Here is a 26,173-nt window from a genome sequence, read left to right on the forward strand (position 1 = left end):
GCCGCACGACTCACGCTTCACGACTCACCAAGCATCGTTACTGAGGGAAAACAAACACCTGGGAGAGGTCGAGGTGAATATCCACCGGCTGACCTTCCCCGGGCAGGAAAAGCCCGGAGACCCGCGCATGCAGGTGCGCTTCATCGCCGATGTTATTGTGCGCACACAGGTGTATCAGGCTGGTACGTCCCAGCAGCTTGGCCATGATAACGTGGCTGTGATCATGCGGCTCTGCCGGCAGGTCGCGCTCAACAATGCGAAGCGCCTCCGGGCGGATCATCACCTTGGCGGGGCTCCCTTCAGGAACCCCCCCCGCTTCAACCTCACCAACCGGTGTTTGCACCTTGCCATCCTTGACCACCCCATCGAGCTCGTTGACCTCACCAAAAAAGGTCACCACAAAGGGGTCATTGGGTGAACAGTAAAGCTCCCTGGGCGTTCCGGTCTGAATGATCTGACCGTCACGCATCAGGGCAATACGGTCGGCCATGAACATGGCTTCTTCCGGATCATGGGTCACCAGAAGGGTTGCCGCCCCCACTTTCTTCAGCACGTGCAGGGTATCATCGCGGATCTGATCGCGCAGGCGCGCATCGAGACTGGAAAACGGCTCATCCAGGAGCATCAGCTGCGGGCCGGGCGCCATGGCACGTGCCAGCGCCACACGCTGCTGCTGACCGCCAGACAGCATATGCGGGTAGGTGTCGATGTAGTCCGCCATGCCCAGCTGCTCTAGCAGTTCAATCGCCCTGGGGCGGCGTTTTGCTGCAGGCAGCTGCTTCAGGCCAAAGGTGACGTTTTCCACCACACTCAGGTGTGGAAACAGCGCTGAATCCTGAAAGGCCAGCCCGACGCTGCGTTTTTCTGGTGGCAGGTGACGCATACCCGGCCGGGCAATGACCTGGCCGTTAAGCTCAACGCTGCCTTCCTGAAGGGCTTCCAACCCCGCCGCGATACGCAGCAAAGTCGTCTTGCCGCAGCCCGAAGGCCCCAGCAGGCAAACCACCTCTCCAGGCTCAACTTCAAGTTCCACGCCTTTGACAACCTGGTTGCCATCAAAGGAATGACGCACATCATGCAGCGCCAGGGCATTTGTCGGCGCGGCGATTTCTGCTGCTTTCACTGTTGCCGTCATGACTCTCCGCCATCGTGTTGAATGTAACGCCTGCAAAATGCAAAGGCGTATTAAAACTGAAAGTTATTCTCATTCTATTTTCTATCTGAACATAATGCACCTGCCAGATGCGCATATACAGCGGTTTATCTCCTAAAGCATAAGCCAGTCTATCCCTGTTGGCGGCAACAATCGTCAAAAGACAAAAACGGATGATTTTCTTTCTCATTTACTTGACGTCGCCACCCAGGACGCTTACATTGACGAAACTGGTAATGCAACTTATTATCATTCAGTAGTTATTAGGCATTGAATACGACCAATCGTTCCTTGCCCCGTTCACTGACAATCTGTTCACTGATAAGAGGAAGCTGATAGATGAAAACTGCTGGCGTAAAAACTGTTCGCGCTGTTGCCCCCTTGGCTGCCGTCATCGCAGGCAGTGCCTTCGCAAGCCAGGCACTGGCTGATGAAGTGAATATTTACTCTGCCCGCCACTATGATTCTGATGAAGCGCTCTATCAAGCCTTCACCGACGAAACCGGCATTGAGGTCAATGTGATCGAAGGCGGCTCCAGCCAACTGATTGAGCGTATCAAGAGTGAAGGCGTCGCCAGCCCGGCTGATGTGATGCTTACTGTTGACGCCGGTAACCTGTGGCGCGCGGAACAGGAAGGTATTTTCCAGAGCGTCGACTCTGACGTGCTCAATGATCGCCTGCCGGACAACATGCGTCATCCGGATGGCATGTGGTTCGGCTTCAGTGAGCGTGCCCGCGTTATCTACTACAGCCGCGACAACTTCGACCCCAGCCAGATCAGCACCTACGAAGAACTGGCAGACCCGCAGTTCGAAGGTCAGATCTGCATTCGCTCTTCCAACAACATCTACAACCAGTCGCTGATGGCTTCACTGATCGAGCATCACGGTGAAGAAGCTGCCCAGGAGTGGGCAGAGGGCGTCGTGAACAATATGGCACGTGACCCGGAAGGTGGCGACACCGACCAGATTCGTGGTGTTGCCAGCGGCGAGTGTGACCTGGCCGTGGGTAACCACTACTATTATGTTCGCCTGCTGCACTCTGATGATGAAGCTGATCGGGAAGTCGCGCGCAGTGTCGGTATTATCTTCCCGAACCAGGACGGCCGTGGTACCCACGTCAACATTGGCGGTGCCGGTGTCGCTGAAAATGCGCCTAACCGCGAAAATGCGGTTCGTCTGCTTGAGTTCCTGAGTTCTGACATGGCTCAGGAAGCCTTTGCAGAAGGCAACCACGAATTCCCGGTGGTTGAAGGCGTCAAGAAAAACCCGGTGCTTGATTCCTGGGGCGATTTCAATACAGATGATCTGAACGTCAACGTGCTGGGTGAAAACAACCCGGAAGCGATCCGCATCTTTGACCGCGCAGAATGGCGTTAACCTGTACGTAAGCTGACTTGGTAAATCAATCGCCCGCAGCTGAGGCTGCGGGCGGTTTTGTGTGCGGGGGTGGGATTGTCATTCGTGAACGGGGTAATCGGAAATTCACCTTGACCTTTGCCTGATGGCGCCCTGTGAGTGATGACGACGTAATCTTTATGGCGTCAGCGTCTCTACCTCAAACGCTACTATCTGCCGCTCGATGCTGGAAAACTCCACCCCAACCAGATGAATAGGCTTACCACTGGCCCGGTACTTGTCGGCATAGCCCTGTGCTTTGATCTGCTCCAGCGCCTTGCCTTGAGGCACCTGTTCCACGACCTTGAATTCAAACAGATAGAGGTGGCCACCGAAGTCGACACTCATGTCCACCTTGCCTTTATGGCTGGCATCTTCCACCGTCACGCCTACCCCCAGTGCGGCAAAATGGCTGTAGAAGACACTCGCGTAATGGCCTTCATAGCGGGCAATCGGGTTATTGCGATACCCGTCGTGGGGCAAGCCAGCAAAAAGCGCTTTCAGGTGGGTTTCCAGTGCACCAAGGTCATGATGTTGCAACGCACGAAACAGGGTCAGCCGTTCTCTGGCAGGCTCCTGAACACCCAAGGCAGGCAATAATGCCTGGTTAAGGCTGGTGGCCACTTCGTGATTGGGATAGCCAAGCGTGTAAAGCCAATAACCGGTCATCGGCTCTTCTACTGAATGCACCGTGAGATAGCCGGTCTGGAACAGCAACGCTTCCGTGGCGATATGATCGATATCAAAGCGCCCCAGCAGTTCAGCTTCGGTCTGTAACTGACTAAGCAAAGGGGTAAAAACACCGCGCTGTTTGAGGATATCGATCAGAAACGTGGGGGTGGCCGTTTCGAACCAGTAAGGGCTGAATCTGCGCTTCTGTAATAACAACAGTACATCAAAAGGGTTATAAACCGAGTCAACGTTTTGGCCACCCCAGCGATAGCCGTTATACCAGTGGCGAATAGCCTCGCGATCAAGGTCGAGGAGTTCGGGTGCAAACACCGTATCGATATCCTTATCGGTGTAGCCACAAATAGCCGCATAAGGCACATCCAGGGTGATATCGTTAAGGTTGTTAAGCCCCGAAAACAGGCTGACCTTGCTGAACTTGGAGACCCCGGTAAGCAGCACAAAATGCAGGTGAGGGTCGGCATCCTTGAGTACGCTATAGAGGTTTTTCAGCCCCTCGCGCAGCTCGCGGGCAAGTTCAGGGCTAAGCAGGTTATCCAGAATGGGCTTGTCGTATTCGTCGATCAGTACCACAACCCGTTGGCTGTGAGCACGGTGAGCATGTTCAAGCAGGCTGGCAAAGTCGTCGGCAATCCTTTCAGGGGGGCTTGCTTCAATCCTCAGACTGGCGCGCTGTTGCTGCAGTTGGTAGCGAATATTCGCGTCCAGATCTTCACGGCTGGTGACCACACCATTGGAAAAGCTGATGCGTACCACAGGATAGCGTGTCTGCCAGTCCCATTTATCGTGAATATAAAGCCCTTCAAACAGGGCCTCCCGACCTTCAAACAGGCAGCGTAAGGTATCCAGCAGCAGGCTTTTGCCAAACCGCCTCGGGCGGGAGAGAAAGTAGTACTTGTTCTGATTGACCAGCTTCTCGATAAAGGGCGTTTTATCTACGTAATAGTAGCCATCTTCACGGATATCCGAGAAGGTCTGGATTCCGATAGGGAGTTTACGACGCTGATCAGATGGCATACGAGCCTTCCTTATCATCCTGTTGATGGCAGTCTAGCATGCTGGAAAACGTATACGTGCGTTGTTGCTGGTTGGGGTGTGTGGCAATGCTCTCCCATCCATCAGCCCCATCAACATGCCTGTGATACGGCCGTGGTCAAGCACCTCAGTGCGCCTCATCCCAGTTGGCGCCGCTTTCGGCTTCGACCGTCAGTGGTACGCTGAGGCTGGCGGCCGCTTGCATACGCGCCTGAATCTGAGCAATAAAAGAATCGACCTGAGACTCTGCCACTTCGAACACCAGTTCGTCGTGCACCTGCATGACCATCAGGGCATCAAACTCCCCTTCTGCCAGCCAGGCATCCACCTCTATCATGGCCCGCTTGATGATATCGGCCGCCGTGCCCTGCATGGGCGCATTGATCGCTGTGCGCTCAGCACCCTGGCGACGGTTGCGGTTCTGGGAGTGAATCTCGGGGAGATAGAGACGCCGCCCGAAGACGGTCTCGACAAAGCCATCCTCTGCCGCCTGGCTGCGAATGCGTTCCATATAGCGGGCCACACCGGGGTAGCGGTCAAAGTAGCGGTCGATATAGGTTTGCGCCTGGCCACGTTCGATATGCAACTGACGCGACAGGCCCCAGGCGCTCATTCCGTAGATCAGCCCGAAGTTGATTGCCTTGGCGCTGCGTCGCTGGTCGTCGGAGACCTTTTCAAGTGATGTGCCGAACACTTCTGCGGCCGTTGCGCTATGGATATCCTTGCCCTCGGCAAAGGCCGTCAGCAGCCCCTTGTCTTCGGAAAGGTGTGCCATGATGCGCAACTCGATCTGGGAGTAGTCGGCCGCCACAATGCGGTAACCCGGGCGGGCAATAAACGCCTGACGAATCTTGCGGCCTTCCTCAGTGCGGATGGGAATGTTCTGCAGATTGGGATCAGACGACGACAGGCGCCCCGTGGCGGTTACTGCCTGATGATAGCTGGTATGTACCCGCCCGGTGCCTGGGTTGATCAGCCGCGGCAGCTTGTCGGTATAGGTGGATTTCAGCTTGGCCAGGCCGCGATGTTCCATGATGACCTTGGGCAGCGGATAGTCCAGCGCCAGCTCTTCAAGCACGGCTTCCGCGGTGGAGGGCGCACCCTTGGGGGTTTTCTTGATCACCGGGATTTTCTGTTCCTCAAACAGAATCTCCCCCAGCTGCTTGGGTGACCCCAGGTTGAACTCCCGCCCGGCCAGCTCAAAGGCCTGTTTTTCCAGGGCATGAATCCGCTGTTCGAGCTGCTGGCTCTGGGCATGCAGTCGCTCGGCATCCAGCGCCACACCATTGCGCTCGATGTGTGACAGGACCGGCACCAGCGGCAGTTCAAGGGTATCCAGCACCTTGGCCAGCTGCCCTTCCGCCTCTACCCGAGGGCGCAGCGCGTGCTGCAGACGCAGGGTAATATCCACATCCTCACAGGCATAGGGCGCCGCCTGTTCCAGGGCAACCTGATTGAAAGTCAGCTGCTTGGCGCCTTTGCCAGCGATATCTTTAAACGACGTCGTGGCTTCACCCAGGTAGTTCAGCGCCAGCGAATCCATATCATGGCGAGTGGCGGTGGCATTCAGCACGTAGGAAGCCAGCATGGTATCTGCCAGCGGGCCAGCCAGATGAATACCCATACTGGCCAGCACGGACATATCGTACTTGAGGTTCTGGCCGATCTTGACCTTATCCGGGTGTTCCAGCAGGGGCTGCAGGGCGGACAGTACTGCGTTACGATCCAGCTGGGCAGGCGCATCCAGATAATCATGGGCCAGCGGAATATAGAAGGCTTCCCCTGGTTCCAACGCCAGCCCGACGCCGACGATCTCGGCATCCATATAGTTCAGGCTGGTGGTTTCAAGATCCACACAAAACCGCGCGGCTTTCTCCAGCCGCGCCAGCAAGGCGTCAAAGTCTTCCTGAGCGGTAATTACCCGGTCGCGACGTTCGGCAGCGGGGGTAGCGATGGGCGACGCATCAGGCGGTTCGACGGCAGCTTCTACGGCCTCATCCTGCCCATTGAGCAGCTCATTCAGCCATTGTTTGAATTCCATTTCCCGGTACAGCTCGGCCAGCTGCTGCTGGTCAGGCTGGGCAATCTCCAGATCATCCAGCCCGACCGGCAGTTCGCAATCGGTCTTGATAGTCGCCAGCTGATAGGAAAGAAACGCCTGGTCACGGTGTTCTTCGAGCTTTTTAGGCAGCGTCTTGGCCCCCCGGAAGCTCAGCGTCCTGACGCCGTCCAGGTCGGCATAGATGGTATCGAGACCTCCACCCATCCCCTTTAACAGGCCAATCGCCGTCTTTTCACCCACGCCCGGCACACCCGGAATATTGTCTACCTTGTCGCCCATCAGGGCCAGGTAATCAATGATCAACTCAGGCGGCAGGCCGAACTTGGCTTCCACACCCGCTTCATCCAGGGTTTCATCCTTCATGGTGTTGACCAGGGTGATATGCGCGTTGACCAGCTGCGCCATATCCTTGTCGCCGGTCGAAATCACCGCATCACGACCGGCCTGGGTGGCGTGATAGGCCAGAGTTCCTATCACATCATCGGCTTCCACGCCTTCAACGCACAACAGCGGTAATCCCAGCGCCTTGACACAGGCATGCAAGGGCTTGATCTGGCTGCGCAGGTCATCAGGCATAGGCGGGCGATGGGATTTGTAGTCGCTGTAGAGATCATCGCGGAAAGTCTTGCCCGGTGCATCGAACACCACAGCCATGGGGCTGTCAGGATAATCCTTGATCAGCCGTTTGAGCATGCTCAGTACCCCTTTGACCGCTCCCGTGGGCTGCCCCTGGGAAGTGGTCAAAGGCGGTAAAGCGTGAAATGCACGATACAAATAGGAGGAACCATCCACCAGCACAATCGGAGCGCGCGCCATAACCAGAAATCCATCTGCCGAGAATAATGCCCATCATGATAACGCGCCCGGCAGTCCGTGCCGAATGGAAACAGCACCTTTTAATGTTAACGTGTGAATGCTGCCAAGTTACCCCTCAAACCGCTACAATGTTGACCTTGGCAACCTGGGCGAGACTTTCATGGCTGTATTTACTCCGCTTAGCGACGCACAGGTCGCAGCGTTTCTGGAAAAATTCGATGTCGGCCCGCTGCACACTCTGAAAGGGGTAGCGGCCGGCACCGAAAATTCGACATTTTTTGTGACCACCGAACACCGCCAACTGGTGCTGACCCTGTTCGAGCAGGGCGAACATGAAGAACTACCCTTCTTTGTTGACCTGCTGGATTATCTCGACGAACACCGCCTGCCCGTGCCCGGGCCGGTGCATGACCGTGATGGCATTGCGCTGCATAGCCTGGCAGACAAACCTGCCTTGCTGTTTCCGCGCCTCCCGGGGCGCCACCCTGAAGCCCCCAACCTCACGCAATGCCGGGCGTTGGGCGAGACGCTCGGGCATATGCATGCCATCTCCCAGCACTTCCCCGGCCGCCGCCCCAATCCGCGCGATCTGCACTGGTTGCAGGCCATGCATCACAAGGTGCTGGCCTATATCAGCCCGGCCGATCAGACGTTGATGAAAGACGAGATCGACGAGTTCGAAAGTGTCCTCAGCCAATACGGCGAACTGCCCCAGGGAGCCTTGCATGGCGATCTGTTCCGCGACAACACCCTGTTTGACGGTGACCAGCTGGGCGGTATCATTGATTTCTACAATGGCTGCACCGGTGACCTGCTGTTTGATCTGGCGATTGTGATCAATGACTGGGCCTCTGATGAGAATGGCCATCTTGACCGCGAGCGTTACGACACCCTTCTCAATGCTTATCAGTCGCGCCGCCCGCTGCATGCCGATGAGCAGGCCGTCTGGCCGATCATGCTGCGTATGACAGCGCTGCGCTATTGGCTGTCACGGCTGCTGGTGGTTTACGTCGACCCGCCCGCGCACGACCTGACGCCCCACGATCCCCAGCGCTTTGAAACCATTCTGAAGGCAAGGATTGCCCACGGTGCGCTGCCCTTGCCCGAGGCAACCTCATGAGTTCTGCGGCATCCGCCAATAGCCTTGCCAGCACGCCTGCCATGCGCGCCCGGCGCACCTGGAATATTGACCAGTGGGGCAGCGGCTACTTTGATGTCGATGACCAGGGCCACACCCTGGTGCGGCCGCTCGGCTCCGCCACGCCCGGCCCGGCGCTGCCGCTGAATGGCCTGGTGCAACAACTCCTGGCCAGCGGGCTGCGCCTGCCCGTGCTGGTCCGCTTCAGCGATATTCTGCATGATCGGGTCGAACAGCTGTGCGGCGCCTTTGATCAGGCCATGCAGGACGCCGATTATCAGGCAGGCTACACGGCGGTCTACCCGATCAAGGTCAATCAGCAGCGCCGCGTAGTGGAAGAGATCCTCGCCACCGCCGAGCGCGGCAATGGACGGGTGGGCCTGGAAGCCGGCAGCAAACCGGAACTGCTCGCCGTACTGGCGCTGTCTGACCGGGATTCATCGCTGATTGTGTGTAACGGCTACAAGGACCGCGAGTATATCCGCCTGGCACTGCTGGGAGAGAAGCTTGGTCATCGCGTCTATCTGGTGGTGGAGAAGCTGTCCGAGCTGACCCAGGTGCTGGAAGAAGCGCGAGCACTTAACGTACAGCCTCGTATCGGCCTGCGCGCCCGGCTGGCCTCGATCGGCAAGGGCAAGTGGCAGAATACCGGCGGAGAAAAATCCAAGTTCGGCCTCACTGCCAGCCAGATCCTGCAGGTGGTTGAGACGCTGCGCGGGCAGGATGCCCTGGCCAGCCTGCAGCTGGTGCATTTTCATCTCGGCTCCCAGATTGCCAATATTCGCGATATCCAGCGCGGCCTGCGCGAATGCGCGCGTTTCTACCAGAGCCTGGTGGCGCTGGGCGCCCCGATTGACTGTGTGGATGTCGGCGGTGGTTTGAGCGTTGACTACGAAGGCACCCGTTCACGCAGTGACTGTTCAGCCAACTACTCCATGGACGAATATGCCCGCAATGTGGTCAACGCCTTTGCCCAGCTTTGCCAGGAAACGGGGCTGCCCCAACCGCACCTGATCAGCGAATCCGGGCGTGCCCTGACCGCCCACCATGCGGTGCTGATCACCAATGTGATTGATGAGGAACGCATCGACACAGCGCCACCGTCACGCCCGGAAAGGTCAGACCCGCAGCTGGATGCCCTGTGGCGGGTGCTTGACCAGCTGGACACCGATCAGGAACCCCGCATTCTGGTCGAGGCCTGGCACGACCTGCTGCAGGCCGTCAGCGAGTTGCAGGACCGCTTTGTGCTTGGCCTGTGTGACATGCCAGTGCGGGCTGAGGGCGAACGTGTCTATACGGCCGCCTGTAGCCGCTTGCGTGAACAACTGGATAGCCGCAACCGGGCCCACCGTGAAATCCAGGATGAACTGGCAGAAAAGCTTGCCGACAAGCTGTTCGTCAACTTTTCGCTGTTTCAGTCGGTACCGGATGTATGGGGAATCGAACAGATTTTTCCGGTACTGCCGCTCTCCGGGCTGGATCAGGTGCCCAGCCGGCGCGCAGTGATTCAGGATATCACCTGCGATTCCGACGGGCGTATCGACCAATATGTTGATGGCCAGGGCGTCGAAAGCACCCTGCCACTGCCGGAATGGGCCAATGAGGACCAGCGCTGGTTAGGTTTCTTTCTGGTGGGGGCCTATCAGGAAATTCTCGGTGATCTGCACAACCTGTTTGGCGATACAGACTCGGTTGATGCGGCCCTGGACGCCCAGGGCAACTGGGTGCTGTCCAACCCCTTGGCGGGTGACCGGGTGGCCGATGTACTGGCCTATGTCAACTTTGATGCTGACAAGCTGCAACAGCGCCTGATGGCGCAGCTGGCTGCCAGCCAACTGACGCCCCAGGAGCAGGCCGGGTTTGCTGACAGCCTGCGTGACGGCCTGAATGGCTATACCTATCTGCAATAGAGACACTCACTCAACGACGCTGGCGGTGACCTCCAGGCCACCGGTCAGCGTCATACGCAGATGCGCGCCACGCGGCAGCTCACCGACGCCTGCGGGCGTCCCGGTCAGCACGACATCGCCCGCTTCAAGCGTGAAATGACGGCTCATTTCAGACACCAGGGTCGGGATCGGAAACAGCATGTCCGCCCCTTCGCCGTACTGGCGCTCCTCTCCATCAATTTCCAGGCTGAACGCCAGTGCGTTCCAGTTGGGTACCCGGGTCAGCGGCAGAAAGGCCGACATCGGGCAGGCACCATCAAAAGCTTTGGACACCTCCCAGGGGTGGCCACTTTCCTTCAACCGGGTCTGCACATCGCGCAGGGTCAGATCGAGTGCCAGGCCAATCCCGACAATCGCCCGTTCGGCTTCATCCTGGGTAACATCGGTCAATGTTTCGCCGATCAGCAGGGCAAGCTCAATCTCATAATGCACCTCACCACGCGCGAAAGGCGGTGATAGCGGCGCATCAAAGCCTGACGCACTGGTTGACGGCTTGATAAACAGCAGCGGCTCGGAAGGCACCGGGTTTTCAAGCTCCTTGACATGATCTGCATAGTTGCGACCCACACAGACAATCTTGCCCAATGGATGGGGAAATGTCTGGCCATCAGTGAACTGAGGAACAAAGCGCATGGCGGATAGTCTCCTTCTCGTAATAACTGCCGCCGTTTAACGACAAACATTCAGTTTAAACCTGCTGGAGCCTGCACGGGTTATGACGACCCAGCACGGACCTCAGCCGGTATGATGGCGCACCAGCCAGTCTGCCGGTGTATCATTACCGCTCAGACGGGCACCGGTAAGCTGGTACCATTCTTCTTCGGTCAGGTAAGCCTGGCACCAGCGTCCCAGCGCTATTGCCGTCGCCTCACTGCCCTGGCGATTTGTATGATAACTGTTGGCCATGTCCAGAAGATCCTGACGCGCTGAACGGGCACGCGGTTGGCTGCCATGTACATTGGCCAGCGGATAGCGTCGATCATACGCTGCATTGATAAGCGCGTTAAGCCAGTAATCCAGCTCCCGCGCCTGTATGCCGCCGTAAACAGCCAACGTTAACCTCCCTTGAATACATGGCCACGAATTCCGCTGTACTCGCATGGGAACCTGATCGCAAGACCCTTCCCATTCAAGTGTAAAATGCTATTTCGGGTATCGTAACGTATTTGACCGTAAAACGCCTGCCTGGCGGCTGACGGCCCAACCATGACCATGGCCCCCACAAACCTGTCAGCCGGCCGGGCCAACCTCATTCATCCAACAGGAGTCATTGTATCCCTGTCATGCAATGGCCACGCCTGTGCCCATTGGCGCTTTTGCAGAGGAGATTGCTGTTTCAGTTGATACTCCGCCCGGCTGGCGGCGGCGCGATCCGGGAAGGGCTGGGCGCCAAGCAGTGCCAACGGCGGGTTGGCGCGGGTGTAGCGGGCGCCTTTACCGTCGCAGTGGGCCTGGTAGCGTTTTGCCAGATTATTGGTAATGCCAATATAGGTGCCCCGGCGGCACTCCAGCAGGTAGAGATACCACTGGCCATCGGTACTCTCGGGTGGGGTGCCAGGGTCGCCCTGATGATAGGGCTGGCAGCAGTCAGCGAGTGGGCGAGCGCTACCGCAAAGGCAGTTGAGCGGTTTGGATGGTGCCATGGCTAGCTTTCTCTGACCCTTTGCCTGGATGACAGATGTTTTGTTTCGGTATTCATCGATAATTCGGTATAGTGGAAACGCAAGAATATCACACGGAGTAAGCATCACGATCGATCATCTTTCCAACTAGCAATGGAGGTTCTCCTATGAAGGTCTTTAAACCGGAATGGCAGTGCACGTTTAGCGTAAACGAAGGCGCGGAAGAATCGGCAAACTGGAAAGAGAAAGTGGCGTGGCGACTGCGGGGCATGGCTGACTGGCTTGATCGCGGTGGCCGTACGTTGAAAGTAGCGTACAACGTAACCCCGGCAGTCAGTCAGGATGAAGTGGATACTTGTCTGGGTAAAGGGTTTGAAGTGACTCAGCAGCTGTTAACCCAGCTGGCCCACCAGCAAGCGTGTGAAAATGTTATGCGTCATGCCAAGGCGGAACTTTACGACGAGCAACCTTCCGTACAAGGCTTCTGACCCGCCCGTATTGAAACTTGTCATTAAACGCCGTGTTTTTAATGCTGTATGGCGCAAGGCCCCACCCGCTAAATGCGTGTGGGGTTTTTTTGTGGCCATCAAACTTCACACATCCCGGTAGGGTGTTTCCAAGGCACGGCCCATCCGGTGCATAAAGGCCACGCAGGCCTCCAGCTCACTTTTATCAATGTACTCATCCGGTTGATGCGCCTGGGCAATGCTGCCAGGGCCGAGAATAATGGCCTGCAACCCCACCTGCTGAAACTGGCCCGCCTCGGTGGCGTAGGCCACTGCATGCTGGCAGCATGCTTCGTGCAAATGCGCGCTGGCCAGGCGCAGCACCTGATCGTTGTCGTGATCAGCCAGGCCAGGCACCGTCGTGTTCAAAGCCTGGGTGTCGATGGAAAGCTGCTTTCCCGCGGCACGCAGTTGTGTGATCAACGTCTGGCAATAGGCCTCGAACCGGGCAAAGATGTCGTCAAAGGTATCGGTGGGCAGATGACGGATCTCCCACTCGAACTGGCACTCACGGGCCATGATGTTGATGGCCGTGCCGCCTTTGATCTTGCCCACATGCAGGCTGGTATGCGGCACATTGAAGGCGTCATCAAGTCGCCCTTCGTCGATCAGGGCAGCCATGGTGTCTTCGATAAAGGTAACCAGCCGGGCCGCCACGTGAATCGCGGATGTCCCCTGGTTGACCTGACTGCTATGGGCTTCACAGCCAGTGACCGTGGTGCGCAGATTGGTGGCACCTTTCTGGGCCACCACGGGCTGCATGCCGGTCGGCTCCCCCACGATAACGTGAGCGGTGGTGGAATAATGGGTATGAAAGCGGCGTATCAGGTCCGGCGCACCCACACAGCCGATTTCCTCATCATAGGAAAAGCCGAAATAGATCGGCTGTTCGAGCGCTGCCCGAGACCACACCGGCACCATGGCCAGCGCACAGGCAATGAAGCCCTTCATGTCACAGGTGCCACGCCCATAAAGACGCCCGTCACCGTCATCGCGCAGGGTGAAAGGGTCACTGGACCAGGGCTGCCCGGTCACCGGCACCACATCGGTGTGGCCGGAGAGCATGACACCGCCGGGGGCATCCGGCCCGATGCGTGCTATCAGGTTGGCTTTCTGGCCGCACGGGCTCATGACACGTTCGCTTTCCACCCCGTAGCCTGCCAGGTAACCCTCCACAAACTCGATCAGTGCCAGGTTGGACTCACTGGATGTGGTGTCGAACGCCACCAGGCGTTCGAGCAGATCTATTGCCTCTTGCATCACTCACCTTCTCTTGAACGGCAGGCATCATGCCAGTGCCACTGAGACTACACGGCCAGACAATCGGCGCCAACACTGCCATGATTTTTATCAGAGCGCTGGCGTCATCTGTGGTTCATCTGGTATTCATGAAAGTGTCATCTACAATAATTAGTGTTGCTAGACAACTTAAACCAAAAAAATAGCACGCGGTATAAAAAGGAGACGTCATGTCACGCTTCAAGTTTCAGGCCCTCGCTCTGGGCGTCATGAGTGCCAGTTTGAGTTTTTCCGCCCAGGCCGCCACCGAGGTGACCTGGTGGCACGCCATGGGTGGCCAGCTAGGCGAAATCCTCGAAGGCATGACCGAGGAGTTCAATGCCTCCCAGGATGATTACCGCGTGGTACCCAGCTATCGCGGCAACTATACCGAAACCATGACAGGGGCCATTGCCGCCTTCCGTGCTGGCGAACAGCCGCACATCCTGCAGGTGTTCGAAGTTGGTACCGGCACCATGATGAACGCCGATGGCGCCATCTACCCGACCTACCAGCTGATGGAAGATCATGGCCGCGGTTTTGACCAGAGCGCCTTCCTGCCCGCGGTTGTCGGCTATTACACGGATACTGACGGCAACATGCTGTCCTTCCCGTTCAACTCTTCCACACCGATCATGTACTACAACAAAGACATGTTCGAGGCCGCTGGTCTGGACCCTGAGCAGCCGCCCACCACCTGGCAGGAAATGGAAGACGCTAGCCTTCAGCTGATGGAATCCGGTGCCGCCTCCTGTGGCTTTACTACTTCCTGGCCCAGCTGGGTGATGCTGGAAAACTTCTCCGCCTGGCATGACCTGCCACTGGGCACTCAGGAAAACGGCTTTGGCGGTATTGATACCGAATTTGTCTTCGACAACGAACATGTCGCGCGCCACTGGGATAATCTCAAAACCTGGCAGGACGCGGGTGCCTTCCAATGGGGTGGCCCGGGTTCCGGCCCGGACTCCGAGCCCATGTTCTACTCTGAAGACTGCGCCATCTTCTTTGGCTCTTCCGCTTCCCGTGCAGACGTCGCCGCCAACGCCGAGTTTGACGTCGGCTTCGGCATGCAGCCCTACTACGACGACATAGAAGGTGCCCCGCAGAATTCAATCATCGGCGGCGCCACCCTATGGACCCTGCAGGGCCATACGGATGAAGAGTATGCCGGCGTTGCCGCCTTCTTCGACTACCTCTCCCAGCCGGAAGTCCAGGCGGAATGGCACCAGCAGACCGGCTACCTGCCAATCACCCAGGCCGCCTGGGATCTGAGTGAAGAGCAGGGCTATTACGCCGAAAACCCGGGCGCCGATATTTCGCTCAAGCAGATGACCCTGAACGCGCCAACGGAAAACGCCAAAGGGCTGCGTTTCGGTAACTTCGTGCAGATCCGCGACATCATCTCCGAAGAGATGGAAGCGGTGATGAGCGGCGACAAGACCGGCCAGGAAGCCGCCACTGAAGCGGTGGAGCGGGGTAACGACCTGCTGCGCGACTTCGAAGCCGCCAACCAGTAAGCCGCGTAAACGGAACCACCGCCTGGCCGCTGGCCGGGCGGTGGTTTTGCTGTTTTCATCCACCCCGCTGACGATCAGGCGCGATGTACGCGTGCCGACCCCGTCATAAAAACGCGCTGCAAAAAAAGAGTCGCCCATGCAAACCAAACGCATGACGTTTCCCGGCCACTGGCTGCCCTATGCCCTGCTGGCGCCTCAGGTCATCATTACCCTGATTTTCTTTATCTGGCCAGCCGGCCAGGCCATGTATCAATCGCTATTGCGTGAAGACGCCTTTGGGCTGAAAACCACCTTTGTGGGGCTGGAAAATTTTGCTCGCCTGTTCCGTGATGGTGCCTACCTCAACTCACTGTCGGTAACGGCGGTGTTTGCGATTGGCACCACCCTGCTCTCCATGTCGGTGGCCCTGTTGCTGGCCAGCACGGTTAACCGCATGATTCGCTCGCGCAGCACCTACACCACCCTCCTGGTCTGGCCGTATGCCATTGCACCGGCGATTGCCGGGGTCTTGTGGTGGTTTATCTTCCACCCCTCGATTGGGGTCATCCCCTATGTGCTGGATATGGTTGGCTATGACTGGAACCACCGCACCTCAGGGGCAGATGCCATGCTGCTGGTCGTGTTTGCCGCTGCCTGGAAACAGATTTCCTATAATTTCCTGTTCTTCCTCGCCGGCTTACAGTCTATCCCGCAATCACTGATTGAAGCGGCCGCCATTGATGGCGCCAGCCCCATCAAACGCTTCTGGACCATTATATTTCCGCTGCTGACACCCACGACCTTCTTTCTGATGGTGGTTAACGTGGTGTACGCCATGTTCGACACCTTCGGGATCATTCATGCCACCACCGAAGGCGGGCCCTCCCAGGCCACCAACACCCTGGTCTACAAGGTCTATTCCGATGGTTTTGTGGGCCTGAACCTGGGCTCATCCGCCGCGCAGTCGGTAATTCTGATGGCCATCGTGGTCGCGCTGACAATTGTCCAGTTCCGTTATATTGAACGCAGGGTGAATTACTGATGCTGCCAACACTCGCCTCTCACTCGCTTATTCCGCAGGAGTGCCACCATGGTTGAGAACCGCCCCTGGGCCAATGTCTTTGCCCACCTGATGCTGATCGGCGGTGTGGCACTGGTGGTATTTCCTGTGTATATCGCCATCGTCGCCTCGACCCAGGCGCCCGGTGACCTGCTGCGCGGCAGCCTGCCGATGTGGCCGGGTTCCCACGGTTGGGAAAACTACAAGGCCATGTGGAGTACCGGGCTTTCCCGGGCCGGCGCGCCACCGGCGGGCCAGATGCTGTGGAACAGTTTTGTCATGGCCATGGCCATTACCATCGGCAAACTGAGTATTTCGCTGCTTTCTGCCTTTGCGATTGTGTATTTCCGCTTTCGCTTTCGGATGTTCTTCTTCTGGCTGATCTTTATTACCCTGATGCTGCCGGTAGAGGTGCGCATTATCCCTACCTATCAGGTGGTGGCGGATCTCAGCATGCTCAACAGCTTTGCCGGGCTGTCGATTCCGCTGATTGCCTCGGCCACCGCCACCTTCCTGTTCCGCCAGTTCTTTATGACAGTCCCGGAAGAAATGCTCGAAGCCGCCCGGGTGGATGGCGCAGGCCCCCTGAAGTTCTTCAAGGACATCCTGATGCCGCTGTCCATCACCAATATCGCGGCGCTGTTTGTGATCATGTTTATCTACGGCTGGAACCAGTACCTGTGGCCGCTATTGATCACCACGGACCCGGATTACTACACCATCGTCATGGGCATCCAGCGCATGACCTCCGAAGAAAACCCTCAGTGGCACCTGATCATGGCCGCCGTGGTGCTTGCCGCCCTGCCGCCGGTGCTGGTGATTCTGTTTATGCAACGCCTGTTTGTGAAAGGCCTGACCGAGACGGAGAAATAACCATGGCCAGTATTACCTTGGAAGGGCTTAAAAAAACCTACGGCGGCAATGTTGATGCGGTCAAGGGGATTGATCTGAGCATTGAGGACGGCGAGTTTGTGGTCCTGGTCGGCCCGTCGGGCTGTGGTAAATCAACCCTGTTGCGGATGGTCGCGGGGCTTGAAAGCATTACCCAAGGCACCCTGAAAATCGGTGACCGGGTGGTTAACCGTCTGGAACCTGCCGAGCGCGATATTGCCATGGTGTTTCAGAACTATGCCCTCTATCCGCATATGACGGTGTATAACAACCTGGCTTACGGGTTGAAAAACCGCAAGTTCAACAGGGAGCAGATCGAAGCGCGCGTGCAGACCGCCGCCAGGATGCTGGAAATTACCGACTTCCTGCAGCGCAAGCCACGCCAGCTGTCCGGCGGCCAGCGCCAGCGGGTGGCCATGGGTCGCGCCCTGGTACGCGACCCGGCGGCCTTTCTGTTTGATGAACCGCTTTCCAACCTGGATGCCAAACTGCGCGTGCAGATGCGTGTGGAAATCAAACAGCTCCAGCGCCGCCTGAAAACCACCAGCCTGTACGTCACCCATGATCAGCTGGAGGCCATGACATTAGGCGACCGCCTGGTCGTCCTCAATGGCGGGCAGATTGAGCAGGTCGGCACGCCCATGGAGATCTATGCCCGCCCGGCGAGCATGTTCGTGGCCGGCTTTATCGGCTCACCGGCAATGAACATGCTGCCGCTGGACTACCTGCACGTACAAGGCTCCGGTGCACTGCTGCATGACCTGCCCGAGAATACCGACACTGTTGGCATTCGCCCCGACGACATGCTGTTGCAGGCACCCGACAGCCCCCACTTTACCGTGGAGGCGACGCTGGTTCTGTTTGAAGCCGCCGGAGCGGAAAGCCATCTCTATGTGCAACTGGCCGATAGCGCGCAGCCCACCGTGATTCGCACGTCCGGTCAACCGCCGGTCAGCGAGGGAGATACCCTGACCCTGCATATCGCCCGCGAAGCGATACATCCGTTCAATAGCGCCAGCGGCAAACGCACCGGCGGTTAATTCAACTGCGTGACCGTTTGATGTCAACGGATCAGCTTTTCCAGCCACCCGTCAGTTGATGCCAGCGGCCTCCCGACTTTATCAATAAATTCAGGGTAATAGAGCTTTTATTGACCCACGGCCAGTCAGAATCACGTGGATTTCTGGTCTGATAACACCACCGATCGCTTTGTCGGAATGGCGCTTCAACGGAGAAAAAACGTATAGTCAGGCTGTGCTATGAACAAGTATTGCCACCCACAATCGGTTTGTAGAGATAAGTGGCATACACATGTTTTCTCGAACGGTCGAATCAATAACAAGCGGAGAAGCCCACTATGGTACGTAAAATTACAGCAATAACGGCTGCCTGCGTCGCACTGACCTCCATCAGTGCCACGGCCGACCAACTGGATGAAGTGATCAAGCGGGGCACGCTTAACTGCGGTGTGGTTCTTGACTTCCCACCCATGGGCTACCTGGATGAAAACAATGACCCAGCCGGGTTTGATGTCGATTACTGTCATGACCTGGGCGAGGTGCTGGACGTCGATGTCAATATATTGAACCTGACCTGGGGCGATCGGATTCCTTCCCTGGTATCCGGCAAGACTGATGTGGTCATTGGTTCCACCTCGGACACTCTGGAACGGGCCAAGTCGGTTGGCTTCACCTACCCCTATTTCGTATTCAAGTTCCAGGTGATCGCCAACAAGGACAAGGATATTGAATCCTTTGATGACCTTGAAAACCTGCAGGTCGGTGCTGCACTGGGAACGACTTACGAGACTGAGTTCCTGGCCTATGCCGAAGAGCAAGGCTGGGATGAGGATAATTACACCTCATTCAAATCTGAAAACGATGCCTTCCTGGGCCTTTATCAAGGCAAGGTAGATGCCATCATTTCCACCAACACCAACATTGCCACCAAGCTGCAAGGTGATGAATTTGCCGACTTTGAAGCAGGCCCCTATGTGCCTAACTACGATGATGTGGTGGGTATCATTGCCAAGCGCGACGAAGTTGCCTGGATTAACTACCTGAACCTCTTCCTGGTGCGCCAGATTCGTGATGGCAACATGAACGACGCTTACAACAAGTATTTTGGCTCGGATGCTCCCGCCGATCTGATCCAATCCTTGAGAGACAACAAGTAACGATGCATACGGCAGCCGCCAAGATGGCGGCTGCTCATACGCACACCCCTGAGGTCGTCCATCCACTCATTAAAGTGGCCAAATATGGAATATAATTTTCATTGGAACACTGTGTTCCAGAAAATGCCTGAATTGCTGAACGGTGTTTTCGTCACTTTTCATGTATCTGTGCTTGCCATGTTAATCGGTGTGGTCATTGCCATCCTGTTGGCGATTACCAAGATGAATAACAGCAAGCCGTTTTGTTACGTGGCAACCGTGTGGGTTGAGATCGCCCGAAATACACCTGCCCTGTTTCAGATTTATATGGCCTATTTTGGGCTTGGCGCCCTGGGAATTCATCTAAGCCCTTATGTAGCAGTGCTCAGTGCCCTGGTCTTTATCAACGCCGGCTATCTGACGGAAACCTTCCGCGGTGGCTTTTCGTCTATCCCTGACACTCAGTTCCGCGCCTCCAGATCGCTGGGAATGAGCAGTGTTCAGGCATACCGTTACATTATTCTCCCGCAGATGCTCAGACGTATTTATCACCCGATGACCAATCAGTTTGTGTGGTCCATCCTGATGAGCTCACTGGGTATTCTGGTCGGGATGAGCGAGCTTTCCGGCACCACTCAAAAACTGCAGTCGCAGTCATTCCGGACACTTGAATTCTTTATCGTGGCTGCCGTGCTGTACTTTGTTCTCACCAAGCTGGTGCTGTTCGGGGCATCGCTCCTGTCGCGCCGTCTGTTCAAGGGAGATATCGGATGAACTCACTGTTCACTCCCCTGTCATGGAGCGATACCGGCTACATTCTGACCGGTGTCTGGAACACCGTGACCATCTCGGTGGTGGCCATTGTGATCGGCACCCTGCTCGGCATCCTGGTCGGTTTTTTACGTGCCGAAAGCAACCGGTTCGTCAATGTTCTGCTTGGCGGGATACTCGACGTTTTCAGAAGCGTGCCGCTGATTATCCAGCTCATCCTGTTTTCCACCTTTGTGGGCGCCATTGGTCACCCCTTGGGGCCCTTCGTGGCGGGCTCCATTGTACTTTCCATCTACACCATGGCATTCATGACGGAAGTGTTTCGCGGTGGCTTTGAAGGGGTTAGTCAATCCTTGCAGACCGCGGCCCGCTCGCTGGGGATGACCTATTGGCAAACCGTCTACCACATTCGTTTTCCGATTGGTCTACGCGCCGTGCTGCCTTCCTGGCTTGGCGTTGCCTTGAGCGTGATCAAGGATTCCGCTCTGGTGTCGGTGATTGGCTATATGGAGTTGCTGCGCACCTCGGAACAGCTCATCTCACGCACCCAGCAACCGCTCATGATCCTGATTGGCGTGGGCCTTTTCTACTTTATTATTTCTTATCCGCTGTCGTATTACGGGCGGCGCCTTGAAAGGAAGATGGCATTATGATCAGCGTCCAGAATGTTCACAAATCCTTTGGTGACCTGGAGGTTCTCAAAGGCGTCAGCCTGGATGTCCCCAATGGCGAAGTGGTGAGTGTGATTGGCGGCTCCGGTAGCGGCAAGTCAACGCTGCTTTACTGTATCAACGCCATCGAATCCATCAATTCAGGCAGGATTCTGGTGGATGACGTTGATGTCCACAGCAAAAGCACCAACAAGGACAAGCTGCGCCAGAAACTGGGCATGGTGTTTCAGCAGTTCAATGCCTTTCCGCATATGACCGTGCTTGAAAACGCTGCCCTGGCACCCAGGATCGTCAAGAAAATGAGCCGCGAAGAAGCCATCGAGATTGCCAAAAAGGAGCTTGAACACGTTGGCCTGGGGGATAAATTCGACGTCTACCCAACACGCATGTCCGGAGGCCAGCAGCAGCGCCTGGCGATTGCCCGAGCCCTGGCAATGAAACCCGACTTCATGCTGCTTGATGAGGTAACGTCAGCGCTGGACCCCGAACTGGTTGGCGAAGTACTCGACACGCTTCGTCTGTTGGCCGAAGAAGGCATGACCATGATCTGCGTCACCCATGAAATGGGCTTTGCCCGCGATGTGTCTGACCGGGTGGCGTATTTCCATCAGGGTGTGATTGCCGAGATCGGGGATGCCAAGCAGGTCATCGGCGACCCTCAAAACCCTTTGACCCAGAAATTCTTGTCCAAGGTGCTTTAGGCACCGGCAATACCACTTACCAGGGTAGCTCTTCGCCATTGGAATGCCAGAAGCCCCCGGTATTGTCGAGCGTCAGGGCATCAATACGCGCCACGATACCGGCGGCAGCGTCTTCCGGTGAGATTACCCCGCCAAAGTTGACCATCCGGGTTTTGACATACCCCGGATGCAGCTGAGCCACGGCTATGCCCTTTGGCTTGAGGTCCATCGCCAGGGATTTGCCAAAGGCATTGAGTGCCGCCTTGGAGGCGCGATAACCGTAGCGACCACCCGAGTCGTTATCCGCAATCGAGCCCATTCGGCTGGTGATATTGGCAATCTTGCTGCCGCTTTTCAGCAGTGGCAGCAAGGTTTCACAGACGCGCAGCGGCGCATAGGCATTGATTTCCATCTGGGTGCGGATACTGTCGAAATCCAGGCTGCCCAGGGATTCATCCTGCAAAAGCCCGGCGTTGTTGATCAACAGGTCCAGGGTTTCGCCCGCCAACGCATTGGCCAGGGCCGCAACACTGTCTGGCTGGGTGACATCAATCCTGTCGATCACTTTTGCGGCCACCGCCTGCAGGTCATCAGACGACTCGCGGCAGGCACCAATCACCCGCCAGCCGGCTTTGTGATACTGCTCGGCCAGCGCCAGGCCGACGCCTCGGTTTGCACCCGTAACAAGCACAGTGTGTTGCATGCCAGACTCCTGAAACAATGTGATAACAGTCTTTATCGAAACTGAAATCCACCAGCAGGTCAAGCGGCCCGGCCAGTCGCCCCACGCCTTGCTTACGCATCAAACGCCATACACCAGCACAGGAAACCCAATGACATGATCACCCAGTACACACTGAGCAGTGAGGCAAACGTCACCTACAACCCGACAGACAAGGTGCCTGTGTACCTGCTGCGTCACGGGGAGACCGACCTGAACGCCCGTGGTGTGCTGCAGGGTTCCATCGAAGAACCGCTGAATGCCGTGGGCCGCCAGCAGGCGCAGGCGGCTGCTCAAACACTTTCAGGGCTGGGGATTGCACGCATTGTCAGCAGCCCACAGAGTCGCGCTAGGCAAACGGCGGATATCGTTGCCGCAGTGCTGCATTCAAGCATCGAGGAAAATGCCCTGCTGCGCGAACGCGACTGGGGTATTTACGAAGGCCGACCGATTGGTGAACGTGATGAAACAGGCGCCGGTGTCGAACTTCTCAGCCATCTGAATGCTCGCGCCTGCCAGGCGTTTGAAAGCATTACTGCCGACCTGACCGCACCTTGTCTGGTGGTTGCCCATAGCGGCCTGATCAAGGCATTACTTGCGCAGCTATGCGGCCAGGCCCCAGACGTTGTCCGCAATGGCGAAATCATTCAGCTTATGGCTCAGCGCAACGCTTGAGCTTTGCCGGCTTTTCCTCCCTCATTCCTGGATCACTGCCTTCAAGGCGCCGCTTTAAGCGAATATAAATAAAAAATATTCGCATTCATATTTACATCCCAAATGAGAATGATTATATTGCGCTTGCTGGCATTCGATACATCGAGTGCCGCAAGCGCACTGCGTAGCACTGAAGGGCATTGGGTCTTCGGTGAGTAAAGGATGCAACCATACCGTCATTAAACTGCTTTATTTCAGTCACTTTAACGACACATAACCCAGTTAAGTTGTTCGCATGGAAAGCAAAGATGGCTCTCTGGAATACTCCGACTAAAGCGTTGGAGAAATTATAAAGAACTGGATAAAGACCAGTCACCACTATTGTTGCTGGAAACTTCCAGTAAACGGGATTAACACAACCAAGCATTCAAGGGTTTTAACCATGAAAAAGACACTACTCGCTCTCGCTGTATCTCTGGCGTCTGTATCATCTGCCCACGCGGTAACTGTTTATGACAACAATGGCCTGACATACGAAGTTAACGGTGACTTTCAGGTGCAGCTTCGTCAAAAAGCCGGCGAAGATAAAGATTCTGATATCGAGTTTGACGACCTGGAGATCAAGAACTCTGTCAGCTATGAACTCAATGACGATATGACGGCGTTTGGTCAGATGGATTTTGACTTCAAGGGTATCGCCAATGATGATGACGGCGAAGCGGACCTTGAAGAAGCTTACGTTGGTATGGCGTTCAACAACATTGCCGTCTCAGTGGGTAAGCGCCCCACGGCAGGTGATGAGTTCGGTGTTGAGAAATCCATTGAACTGGATGAAGCTGACGGCGACCGTTTCGATGCCGTAGCCACCAGCGGTGATGACGTTATTCACGTTGAAGCTGACTTCGACACAGTGACTCTGATGGCGTCTTACGAAATGGCCGCCAGGGGTTCTGACAAGGCAAACGATAGTCACTTTGACCTGTTTGCATTGACTGAAATTAACGGCCTGGAACTGGGCGCTGGTTTTCAGCAATGGAACGAAGCAAACGGTGACGGCGGTAATGGTGTCGACACTTACGGTATCAGCGCTGCCTATGACTTTGGCATGTTCGAGCTCGGAGCTGATTACAGCTCCTCAGATAGTGATGAAGAAACCAACAAGCTCAACGCGTCACAGTACAACCTGGCCGCCAGCTTTGCGGCCAACAGTGATACCACAGTTGCATTCGGCGTAACTGATACGTCATATGACAATAGTGTCAATGAAGAAGACTTCATGGAGTACTACGGCAACATTACCTACAAGTTCCCGACGCAAAGCAACGTGCGTGTTTTTGCTGAAATCAAGAACACCGATCTTGATGGCAGCGACATGGGCTACCTGGCCGGTATGCGCGTCAAGTTCTGATCGTGTATGACCCGCTCTGCTCCGGGCGGGGTGTGATGTAGGAAGACTGTTTCGACGTTTCTATCAGAATGGTGACGTTTTGATGGGTTGGCCGGTGCACTTGCACCGGCTTTTTTATTTTCCCTTCCCTGAATTAGTACCTACCAGCCAGTGCTGTCATTGCTTGTTCATCTCAATGTAGTGGGCATGTCATTGTTGTACGCCATGCTGCAGGCATACCAAACAACAGAGCGACGCGCATGCGGCTGTGTATTGTCAGCGAAACCTGGTTACCGGAAATCAATGGCGTTGCCCATACCCTGGCCAGACTGAGCCGGGAGCTAGATCAGCAGGGCATCAAGATTGATCTGGTACGCCCACGCCCTGCCCCCCTGCCTGGTGAGCAGCCCGTGGCTTCACGCCAGGTGCCTGTGAACGCTGAGATGCAGGTAACGCCTGTGTCGCTACCCGGCTATCGTGACGTACAGATCGGCCTGACGACCCCCCAACGGCTGCAGCGCTTTATGCAGGCGAACAGCCCCGATGTGGTGTACCTCGCCACCCAGGGGCCACTAGGCTGGGCAGCTCGCCAGGCAGCGCGACGCCTGGGCATACCGCTGATTGCCGGCTGGCATACCAATTTTGATCACTACTGCGGTGATTATGGGCTGGGCATGTTGACCTGGCTGACCCGGCGCTACCTGCGTTACTTCCACAACGCCTGCTCCCTTAACCTGGTGCCCACCGAGCCTCAGGCACGCGCCATGCGCACTGCCGGCATCCAACGGGTAGAGGTGCTTGCCCGGGGCATTGACAGCCAGCAGTTTGCACCCAGCCTGCGCGACCCCGTGCTGCGTCAGCAATGGGGGGTGAACGAACACCAACCCGTTGCGCTTTATGTGGGGCGGCTGGCCGCTGAAAAAAACCTGACGCTGCTGCAGGAAGCCTACCAGGCCATGGCCAATGTGCGCCCGGACATGGCGTTTGTCGTCGTGGGTGATGGCCCGGCACGTCAGCAGCTGGAAGCGCAGCTGCCCAACGCACACTTTACCGGCTTTATCCATCAGCAGGCGCTTGCCCGCTACTACGCCAGTGCCGATATCTTTGTGTTCCCGTCGCTATCGGAAACCTGGGGCAACGTGGTCACAGAAGCCATGGCCTGCGGCCTGGCAGTCATTGCCTACCGCCAGGCGGCGAGTGCCACCCTGATTCAAAGCGGCCATAACGGCCTGACCCTGCCCGTTGGTGATGCTGACGCTTTCTGTCAGGCGGCGGTCAGCCTTTGCCAGCACCCGGCAGACTATGCCCGCTATGGACGTATGGCCCGCCTGCGCGCTCGTGAACAAAGCTGGCCGGGTATTGCCAGCCAGTTTATTAACCACCTCCATCAAACTCAGGAGATGCATCATGCGACCTCGGCTTCTTGGCGTGTTTGACCGTCTGGACCTGATTGAATGGCAGTTTTGCCAGCGGGCCACCCGACTCTCCCTGTTTCGCCCCTGGCGGCTGACCCTGCAGGCGGCCAGCAAACTGGGCGACTGGCCCGTCTGGGTGGCCTTGATCATTGCTCAACCCTGGCTGGTCCCTGACGGTGGCCTGCGCCTGATGCAGTACACCGTGACGGCACTGGTGGCGATAGGCGTCTACCGCCTTGTCAAGACACGCCTGTGTCGCGAGCGGCCCTTTATTACCTACTGCGGTGGCATTCAATGCAGCGAACCGGCCAGGGATCGTTACAGCTTCCCCAGCGGCCATACCATGCATGCCGTCATGTTTTCGCTGCTGGTGGCGGCACACACCCCCTGGCTGCTGCCCATTGTGATTCCTCTGGCGGTGCTGATCGCTATTTCCCGGGTTGGGCTGGGGCTGCACTATGTCAGCGATGTGCTGGCTGGCGCCGTAATGGGCTATGGGTTTGCGTTGTTGAGCCTGGCGATAATGGGTTGAGGCTTTCTTGCACAAGCGACTGGTGTGAATGACGGGCAGGACGCGCATTTCAGCGGTAAAAACGTTAATGTTTCATTGATGCGGATTGAACCA

General features: G+C 56.6%; 25 protein-coding genes. 16 read left to right on the plus strand and 9 right to left on the minus strand.

Features of this window, described 5'->3' with window-relative positions:
* Window positions 1-37: 37 nt before the first annotated feature.
* Together LL947_RS12520 and LL947_RS12525 are read right to left on the minus strand one after the other, a co-directional pair.
* On the minus strand, window positions 38-1,135 hold the full coding sequence (locus LL947_RS12520) for an ABC transporter ATP-binding protein (RefSeq protein ID WP_290823873.1): 1,098 nt from the start codon (window positions 1,133-1,135) through the stop codon (window positions 38-40).
* The gene (locus LL947_RS12525; protein WP_499833392.1) at window positions 1,074-1,343 is read right to left on the minus strand and encodes a hypothetical protein; all 270 of its coding nucleotides are present in this window, start codon (window positions 1,341-1,343) and stop codon (window positions 1,074-1,076) included. Before LL947_RS12525 ends, LL947_RS12520 begins: the two co-directional genes overlap by 62 nt.
* A gap of 149 nt (window positions 1,344-1,492) precedes the next feature.
* Between LL947_RS12525 and LL947_RS12530 the strand changes: the two genes are divergently transcribed.
* On the plus strand, window positions 1,493-2,533 hold the full coding sequence (locus LL947_RS12530) for a Fe(3+) ABC transporter substrate-binding protein (protein WP_499833393.1): 1,041 nt from the start codon (window positions 1,493-1,495) through the stop codon (window positions 2,531-2,533).
* A gap of 156 nt (window positions 2,534-2,689) precedes the next feature.
* Here LL947_RS12530 and LL947_RS12535 read toward each other — a convergent pair whose 3' ends face one another.
* Window positions 2,690-4,258 carry an ATP-binding protein gene (locus LL947_RS12535; RefSeq protein WP_499833394.1) on the minus strand — a complete coding sequence of 523 codons (1,569 nt, stop codon included), beginning with the start codon at window positions 4,256-4,258 and terminating at the stop codon, window positions 2,690-2,692.
* 145 nt (window positions 4,259-4,403) lie between these two features.
* Window positions 4,404-7,154 (minus strand): DNA polymerase I, encoded by a 2,751-nt coding sequence (gene polA / locus LL947_RS12540; RefSeq protein ID WP_499833395.1) that lies wholly within the window; start codon window positions 7,152-7,154, stop codon window positions 4,404-4,406.
* A gap of 160 nt (window positions 7,155-7,314) precedes the next feature.
* On the opposite strand from polA, the gene LL947_RS12545 reads away from it, so the two are divergent.
* Together LL947_RS12545 and speA are read left to right on the plus strand one after the other, a co-directional pair.
* The gene (locus tag LL947_RS12545) at window positions 7,315-8,274 is read left to right on the plus strand and encodes a homoserine kinase (protein ID WP_404414345.1); all 960 of its coding nucleotides are present in this window, start codon (window positions 7,315-7,317) and stop codon (window positions 8,272-8,274) included.
* Window positions 8,271-10,202, plus strand: a complete 1,932-nt coding sequence (gene speA, locus LL947_RS12550) for a biosynthetic arginine decarboxylase (protein ID WP_499833397.1) — start codon at window positions 8,271-8,273, stop codon at window positions 10,200-10,202. Before LL947_RS12545 ends, speA begins: the two co-directional genes overlap by 4 nt.
* A 6-nt stretch (window positions 10,203-10,208) precedes the next feature.
* Here speA and LL947_RS12555 read toward each other — a convergent pair whose 3' ends face one another.
* The 3 genes from LL947_RS12555 to LL947_RS12565 form a co-directional block, all read right to left on the minus strand.
* The gene (locus tag LL947_RS12555) at window positions 10,209-10,874 is read right to left on the minus strand and encodes a fumarylacetoacetate hydrolase family protein (protein ID WP_290822957.1); all 666 of its coding nucleotides are present in this window, start codon (window positions 10,872-10,874) and stop codon (window positions 10,209-10,211) included.
* A gap of 102 nt (window positions 10,875-10,976) precedes the next feature.
* Window positions 10,977-11,294 carry a hypothetical protein gene (locus LL947_RS12560; protein WP_290822956.1) on the minus strand — a complete coding sequence of 106 codons (318 nt, stop codon included), beginning with the start codon at window positions 11,292-11,294 and terminating at the stop codon, window positions 10,977-10,979.
* A 200-nt stretch (window positions 11,295-11,494) separates the two neighbouring features.
* Window positions 11,495-11,884, minus strand: coding sequence for a GIY-YIG nuclease family protein (locus tag LL947_RS12565; RefSeq protein ID WP_499833398.1), 390 nt, complete (start codon window positions 11,882-11,884; stop codon window positions 11,495-11,497).
* Window positions 11,885-12,030: 146 nt separating this feature from the next.
* Between LL947_RS12565 and LL947_RS12570 the strand changes: the two genes are divergently transcribed.
* Complete coding sequence (locus LL947_RS12570) at window positions 12,031-12,351, plus strand: hypothetical protein (RefSeq protein ID WP_404414349.1); 321 nt, start codon at window positions 12,031-12,033, stop codon at window positions 12,349-12,351.
* A 105-nt stretch (window positions 12,352-12,456) separates the two neighbouring features.
* Here LL947_RS12570 and argE read toward each other — a convergent pair whose 3' ends face one another.
* Window positions 12,457-13,629 carry an acetylornithine deacetylase gene (gene argE, locus LL947_RS12575; protein WP_499833399.1) on the minus strand — a complete coding sequence of 391 codons (1,173 nt, stop codon included), beginning with the start codon at window positions 13,627-13,629 and terminating at the stop codon, window positions 12,457-12,459.
* Window positions 13,630-13,838: 209 nt separating this feature from the next.
* On the opposite strand from argE, the gene ugpB reads away from it, so the two are divergent.
* The 8 genes from ugpB to LL947_RS12615 all read left to right on the plus strand — a co-directional run bounded on the left by ugpB (window position 13,839) and on the right by LL947_RS12615 (window position 21,392).
* Window positions 13,839-15,164, plus strand: coding sequence for a sn-glycerol-3-phosphate ABC transporter substrate-binding protein UgpB (gene ugpB / locus LL947_RS12580; protein WP_499833401.1), 1,326 nt, complete (start codon window positions 13,839-13,841; stop codon window positions 15,162-15,164).
* A 136-nt stretch (window positions 15,165-15,300) separates the two neighbouring features.
* On the plus strand, window positions 15,301-16,185 hold the full coding sequence (ugpA, locus tag LL947_RS12585; protein ID WP_404414355.1) for a sn-glycerol-3-phosphate ABC transporter permease UgpA: 885 nt from the start codon (window positions 15,301-15,303) through the stop codon (window positions 16,183-16,185).
* Between the two features lie 48 nt (window positions 16,186-16,233).
* Window positions 16,234-17,076, plus strand: a complete 843-nt coding sequence (gene ugpE, locus LL947_RS12590) for a sn-glycerol-3-phosphate ABC transporter permease UgpE (RefSeq protein ID WP_499833403.1) — start codon at window positions 16,234-16,236, stop codon at window positions 17,074-17,076.
* Between the two features lie 2 nt (window positions 17,077-17,078).
* A complete protein-coding gene (locus tag LL947_RS12595) occupies window positions 17,079-18,134 on the plus strand; it encodes a sn-glycerol-3-phosphate import ATP-binding protein UgpC (RefSeq protein WP_499833404.1) in 1,056 nt (351 codons plus the stop codon).
* 317 nt (window positions 18,135-18,451) lie between these two features.
* On the plus strand, window positions 18,452-19,270 hold the full coding sequence (locus LL947_RS12600; RefSeq protein WP_290822948.1) for a transporter substrate-binding domain-containing protein: 819 nt from the start codon (window positions 18,452-18,454) through the stop codon (window positions 19,268-19,270).
* Window positions 19,271-19,354: 84 nt separating this feature from the next.
* Window positions 19,355-20,023 carry an amino acid ABC transporter permease gene (locus LL947_RS12605; protein WP_290822947.1) on the plus strand — a complete coding sequence of 223 codons (669 nt, stop codon included), beginning with the start codon at window positions 19,355-19,357 and terminating at the stop codon, window positions 20,021-20,023.
* Complete coding sequence (locus LL947_RS12610; protein ID WP_290822946.1) at window positions 20,020-20,673, plus strand: amino acid ABC transporter permease; 654 nt, start codon at window positions 20,020-20,022, stop codon at window positions 20,671-20,673. Before LL947_RS12605 ends, LL947_RS12610 begins: the two co-directional genes overlap by 4 nt.
* Entirely contained in the window at window positions 20,670-21,392 is a 723-nt protein-coding gene (locus tag LL947_RS12615; protein ID WP_499833405.1) for an amino acid ABC transporter ATP-binding protein, read from the plus strand. Before LL947_RS12610 ends, LL947_RS12615 begins: the two co-directional genes overlap by 4 nt.
* 16 nt (window positions 21,393-21,408) lie before the next feature.
* On the opposite strand, the gene LL947_RS12620 is transcribed toward LL947_RS12615, so the two are convergent.
* On the minus strand, window positions 21,409-22,074 hold the full coding sequence (locus LL947_RS12620; protein WP_404414365.1) for an SDR family oxidoreductase: 666 nt from the start codon (window positions 22,072-22,074) through the stop codon (window positions 21,409-21,411).
* Window positions 22,075-22,209: 135 nt separating this feature from the next.
* Here LL947_RS12620 and LL947_RS12625 point away from each other — a divergent pair, with 135 nt between their 5' ends.
* From LL947_RS12625 to LL947_RS12640, 4 genes are all read left to right on the plus strand, one after another.
* Window positions 22,210-22,767, plus strand: a complete 558-nt coding sequence (locus tag LL947_RS12625; RefSeq protein ID WP_499833406.1) for a histidine phosphatase family protein — start codon at window positions 22,210-22,212, stop codon at window positions 22,765-22,767.
* 421 nt (window positions 22,768-23,188) lie between these two features.
* Entirely contained in the window at window positions 23,189-24,154 is a 966-nt protein-coding gene (locus LL947_RS12630; RefSeq protein WP_499833407.1) for a porin, read from the plus strand.
* A 239-nt stretch (window positions 24,155-24,393) separates the two neighbouring features.
* The gene (locus tag LL947_RS12635; RefSeq protein WP_499833408.1) at window positions 24,394-25,569 is read left to right on the plus strand and encodes a glycosyltransferase family 4 protein; all 1,176 of its coding nucleotides are present in this window, start codon (window positions 24,394-24,396) and stop codon (window positions 25,567-25,569) included.
* Window positions 25,541-26,080, plus strand: a complete 540-nt coding sequence (locus tag LL947_RS12640) for a phosphatase PAP2 family protein (protein WP_290822940.1) — start codon at window positions 25,541-25,543, stop codon at window positions 26,078-26,080. Before LL947_RS12635 ends, LL947_RS12640 begins: the two co-directional genes overlap by 29 nt.
* Window positions 26,081-26,173: the final 93 nt, after the last annotated feature.

Origin of the sequence: Halomonas sp. BLK-85 (genome assembly GCF_044792155.1) — a bacterium.
GTDB lineage: Bacteria > Pseudomonadota > Gammaproteobacteria > Pseudomonadales > Halomonadaceae > Vreelandella.

Excerpts from the sequence above, each read along its gene's own strand:
- argE (WP_499833399.1), bottom strand. The coding sequence starts at position 13,629 with ATGCAAGAGGCAATAGATCTGCTCGAACGCCTGGTGGCGTTCGACACC.
- LL947_RS12610 (WP_290822946.1), top strand. The coding sequence starts at position 20,020 with ATGAACTCACTGTTCACTCCCCTGTCATGGAGCGATACCGGCTACATT.
- LL947_RS12555 (WP_290822957.1), bottom strand. The coding sequence starts at position 10,874 with ATGCGCTTTGTTCCTCAGTTCACTGATGGCCAGACATTTCCCCATCCA.
- LL947_RS12565 (WP_499833398.1), bottom strand. The coding sequence starts at position 11,884 with ATGGCACCATCCAAACCGCTCAACTGCCTTTGCGGTAGCGCTCGCCCA.
- LL947_RS12630 (WP_499833407.1), top strand. The coding sequence starts at position 23,189 with ATGAAAAAGACACTACTCGCTCTCGCTGTATCTCTGGCGTCTGTATCA.
- LL947_RS12530 (WP_499833393.1), top strand. The coding sequence starts at position 1,493 with ATGAAAACTGCTGGCGTAAAAACTGTTCGCGCTGTTGCCCCCTTGGCT.
- LL947_RS12535 (WP_499833394.1), bottom strand. The coding sequence starts at position 4,258 with ATGCCATCTGATCAGCGTCGTAAACTCCCTATCGGAATCCAGACCTTC.
- LL947_RS12595 (WP_499833404.1), top strand. The coding sequence starts at position 17,079 with ATGGCCAGTATTACCTTGGAAGGGCTTAAAAAAACCTACGGCGGCAAT.
- LL947_RS12600 (WP_290822948.1), top strand. The coding sequence starts at position 18,452 with ATGGTACGTAAAATTACAGCAATAACGGCTGCCTGCGTCGCACTGACC.
- LL947_RS12615 (WP_499833405.1), top strand. The coding sequence starts at position 20,670 with ATGATCAGCGTCCAGAATGTTCACAAATCCTTTGGTGACCTGGAGGTT.
- ugpB (WP_499833401.1), top strand. The coding sequence starts at position 13,839 with ATGTCACGCTTCAAGTTTCAGGCCCTCGCTCTGGGCGTCATGAGTGCC.
- ugpE (WP_499833403.1), top strand. The coding sequence starts at position 16,234 with ATGGTTGAGAACCGCCCCTGGGCCAATGTCTTTGCCCACCTGATGCTG.
- ugpA (WP_404414355.1), top strand. The coding sequence starts at position 15,301 with ATGCAAACCAAACGCATGACGTTTCCCGGCCACTGGCTGCCCTATGCC.
- LL947_RS12605 (WP_290822947.1), top strand. The coding sequence starts at position 19,355 with ATGGAATATAATTTTCATTGGAACACTGTGTTCCAGAAAATGCCTGAA.
- LL947_RS12545 (WP_404414345.1), top strand. The coding sequence starts at position 7,315 with ATGGCTGTATTTACTCCGCTTAGCGACGCACAGGTCGCAGCGTTTCTG.
- LL947_RS12640 (WP_290822940.1), top strand. The coding sequence starts at position 25,541 with ATGCGACCTCGGCTTCTTGGCGTGTTTGACCGTCTGGACCTGATTGAA.
- LL947_RS12520 (WP_290823873.1), bottom strand. The coding sequence starts at position 1,135 with ATGACGGCAACAGTGAAAGCAGCAGAAATCGCCGCGCCGACAAATGCC.
- LL947_RS12625 (WP_499833406.1), top strand. The coding sequence starts at position 22,210 with ATGATCACCCAGTACACACTGAGCAGTGAGGCAAACGTCACCTACAAC.
- polA (WP_499833395.1), bottom strand. The coding sequence starts at position 7,154 with ATGGCGCGCGCTCCGATTGTGCTGGTGGATGGTTCCTCCTATTTGTAT.
- LL947_RS12635 (WP_499833408.1), top strand. The coding sequence starts at position 24,394 with ATGCGGCTGTGTATTGTCAGCGAAACCTGGTTACCGGAAATCAATGGC.
- LL947_RS12570 (WP_404414349.1), top strand. The coding sequence starts at position 12,031 with ATGAAGGTCTTTAAACCGGAATGGCAGTGCACGTTTAGCGTAAACGAA.
- LL947_RS12620 (WP_404414365.1), bottom strand. The coding sequence starts at position 22,074 with ATGCAACACACTGTGCTTGTTACGGGTGCAAACCGAGGCGTCGGCCTG.
- LL947_RS12525 (WP_499833392.1), bottom strand. The coding sequence starts at position 1,343 with ATGAGAAAGAAAATCATCCGTTTTTGTCTTTTGACGATTGTTGCCGCC.
- speA (WP_499833397.1), top strand. The coding sequence starts at position 8,271 with ATGAGTTCTGCGGCATCCGCCAATAGCCTTGCCAGCACGCCTGCCATG.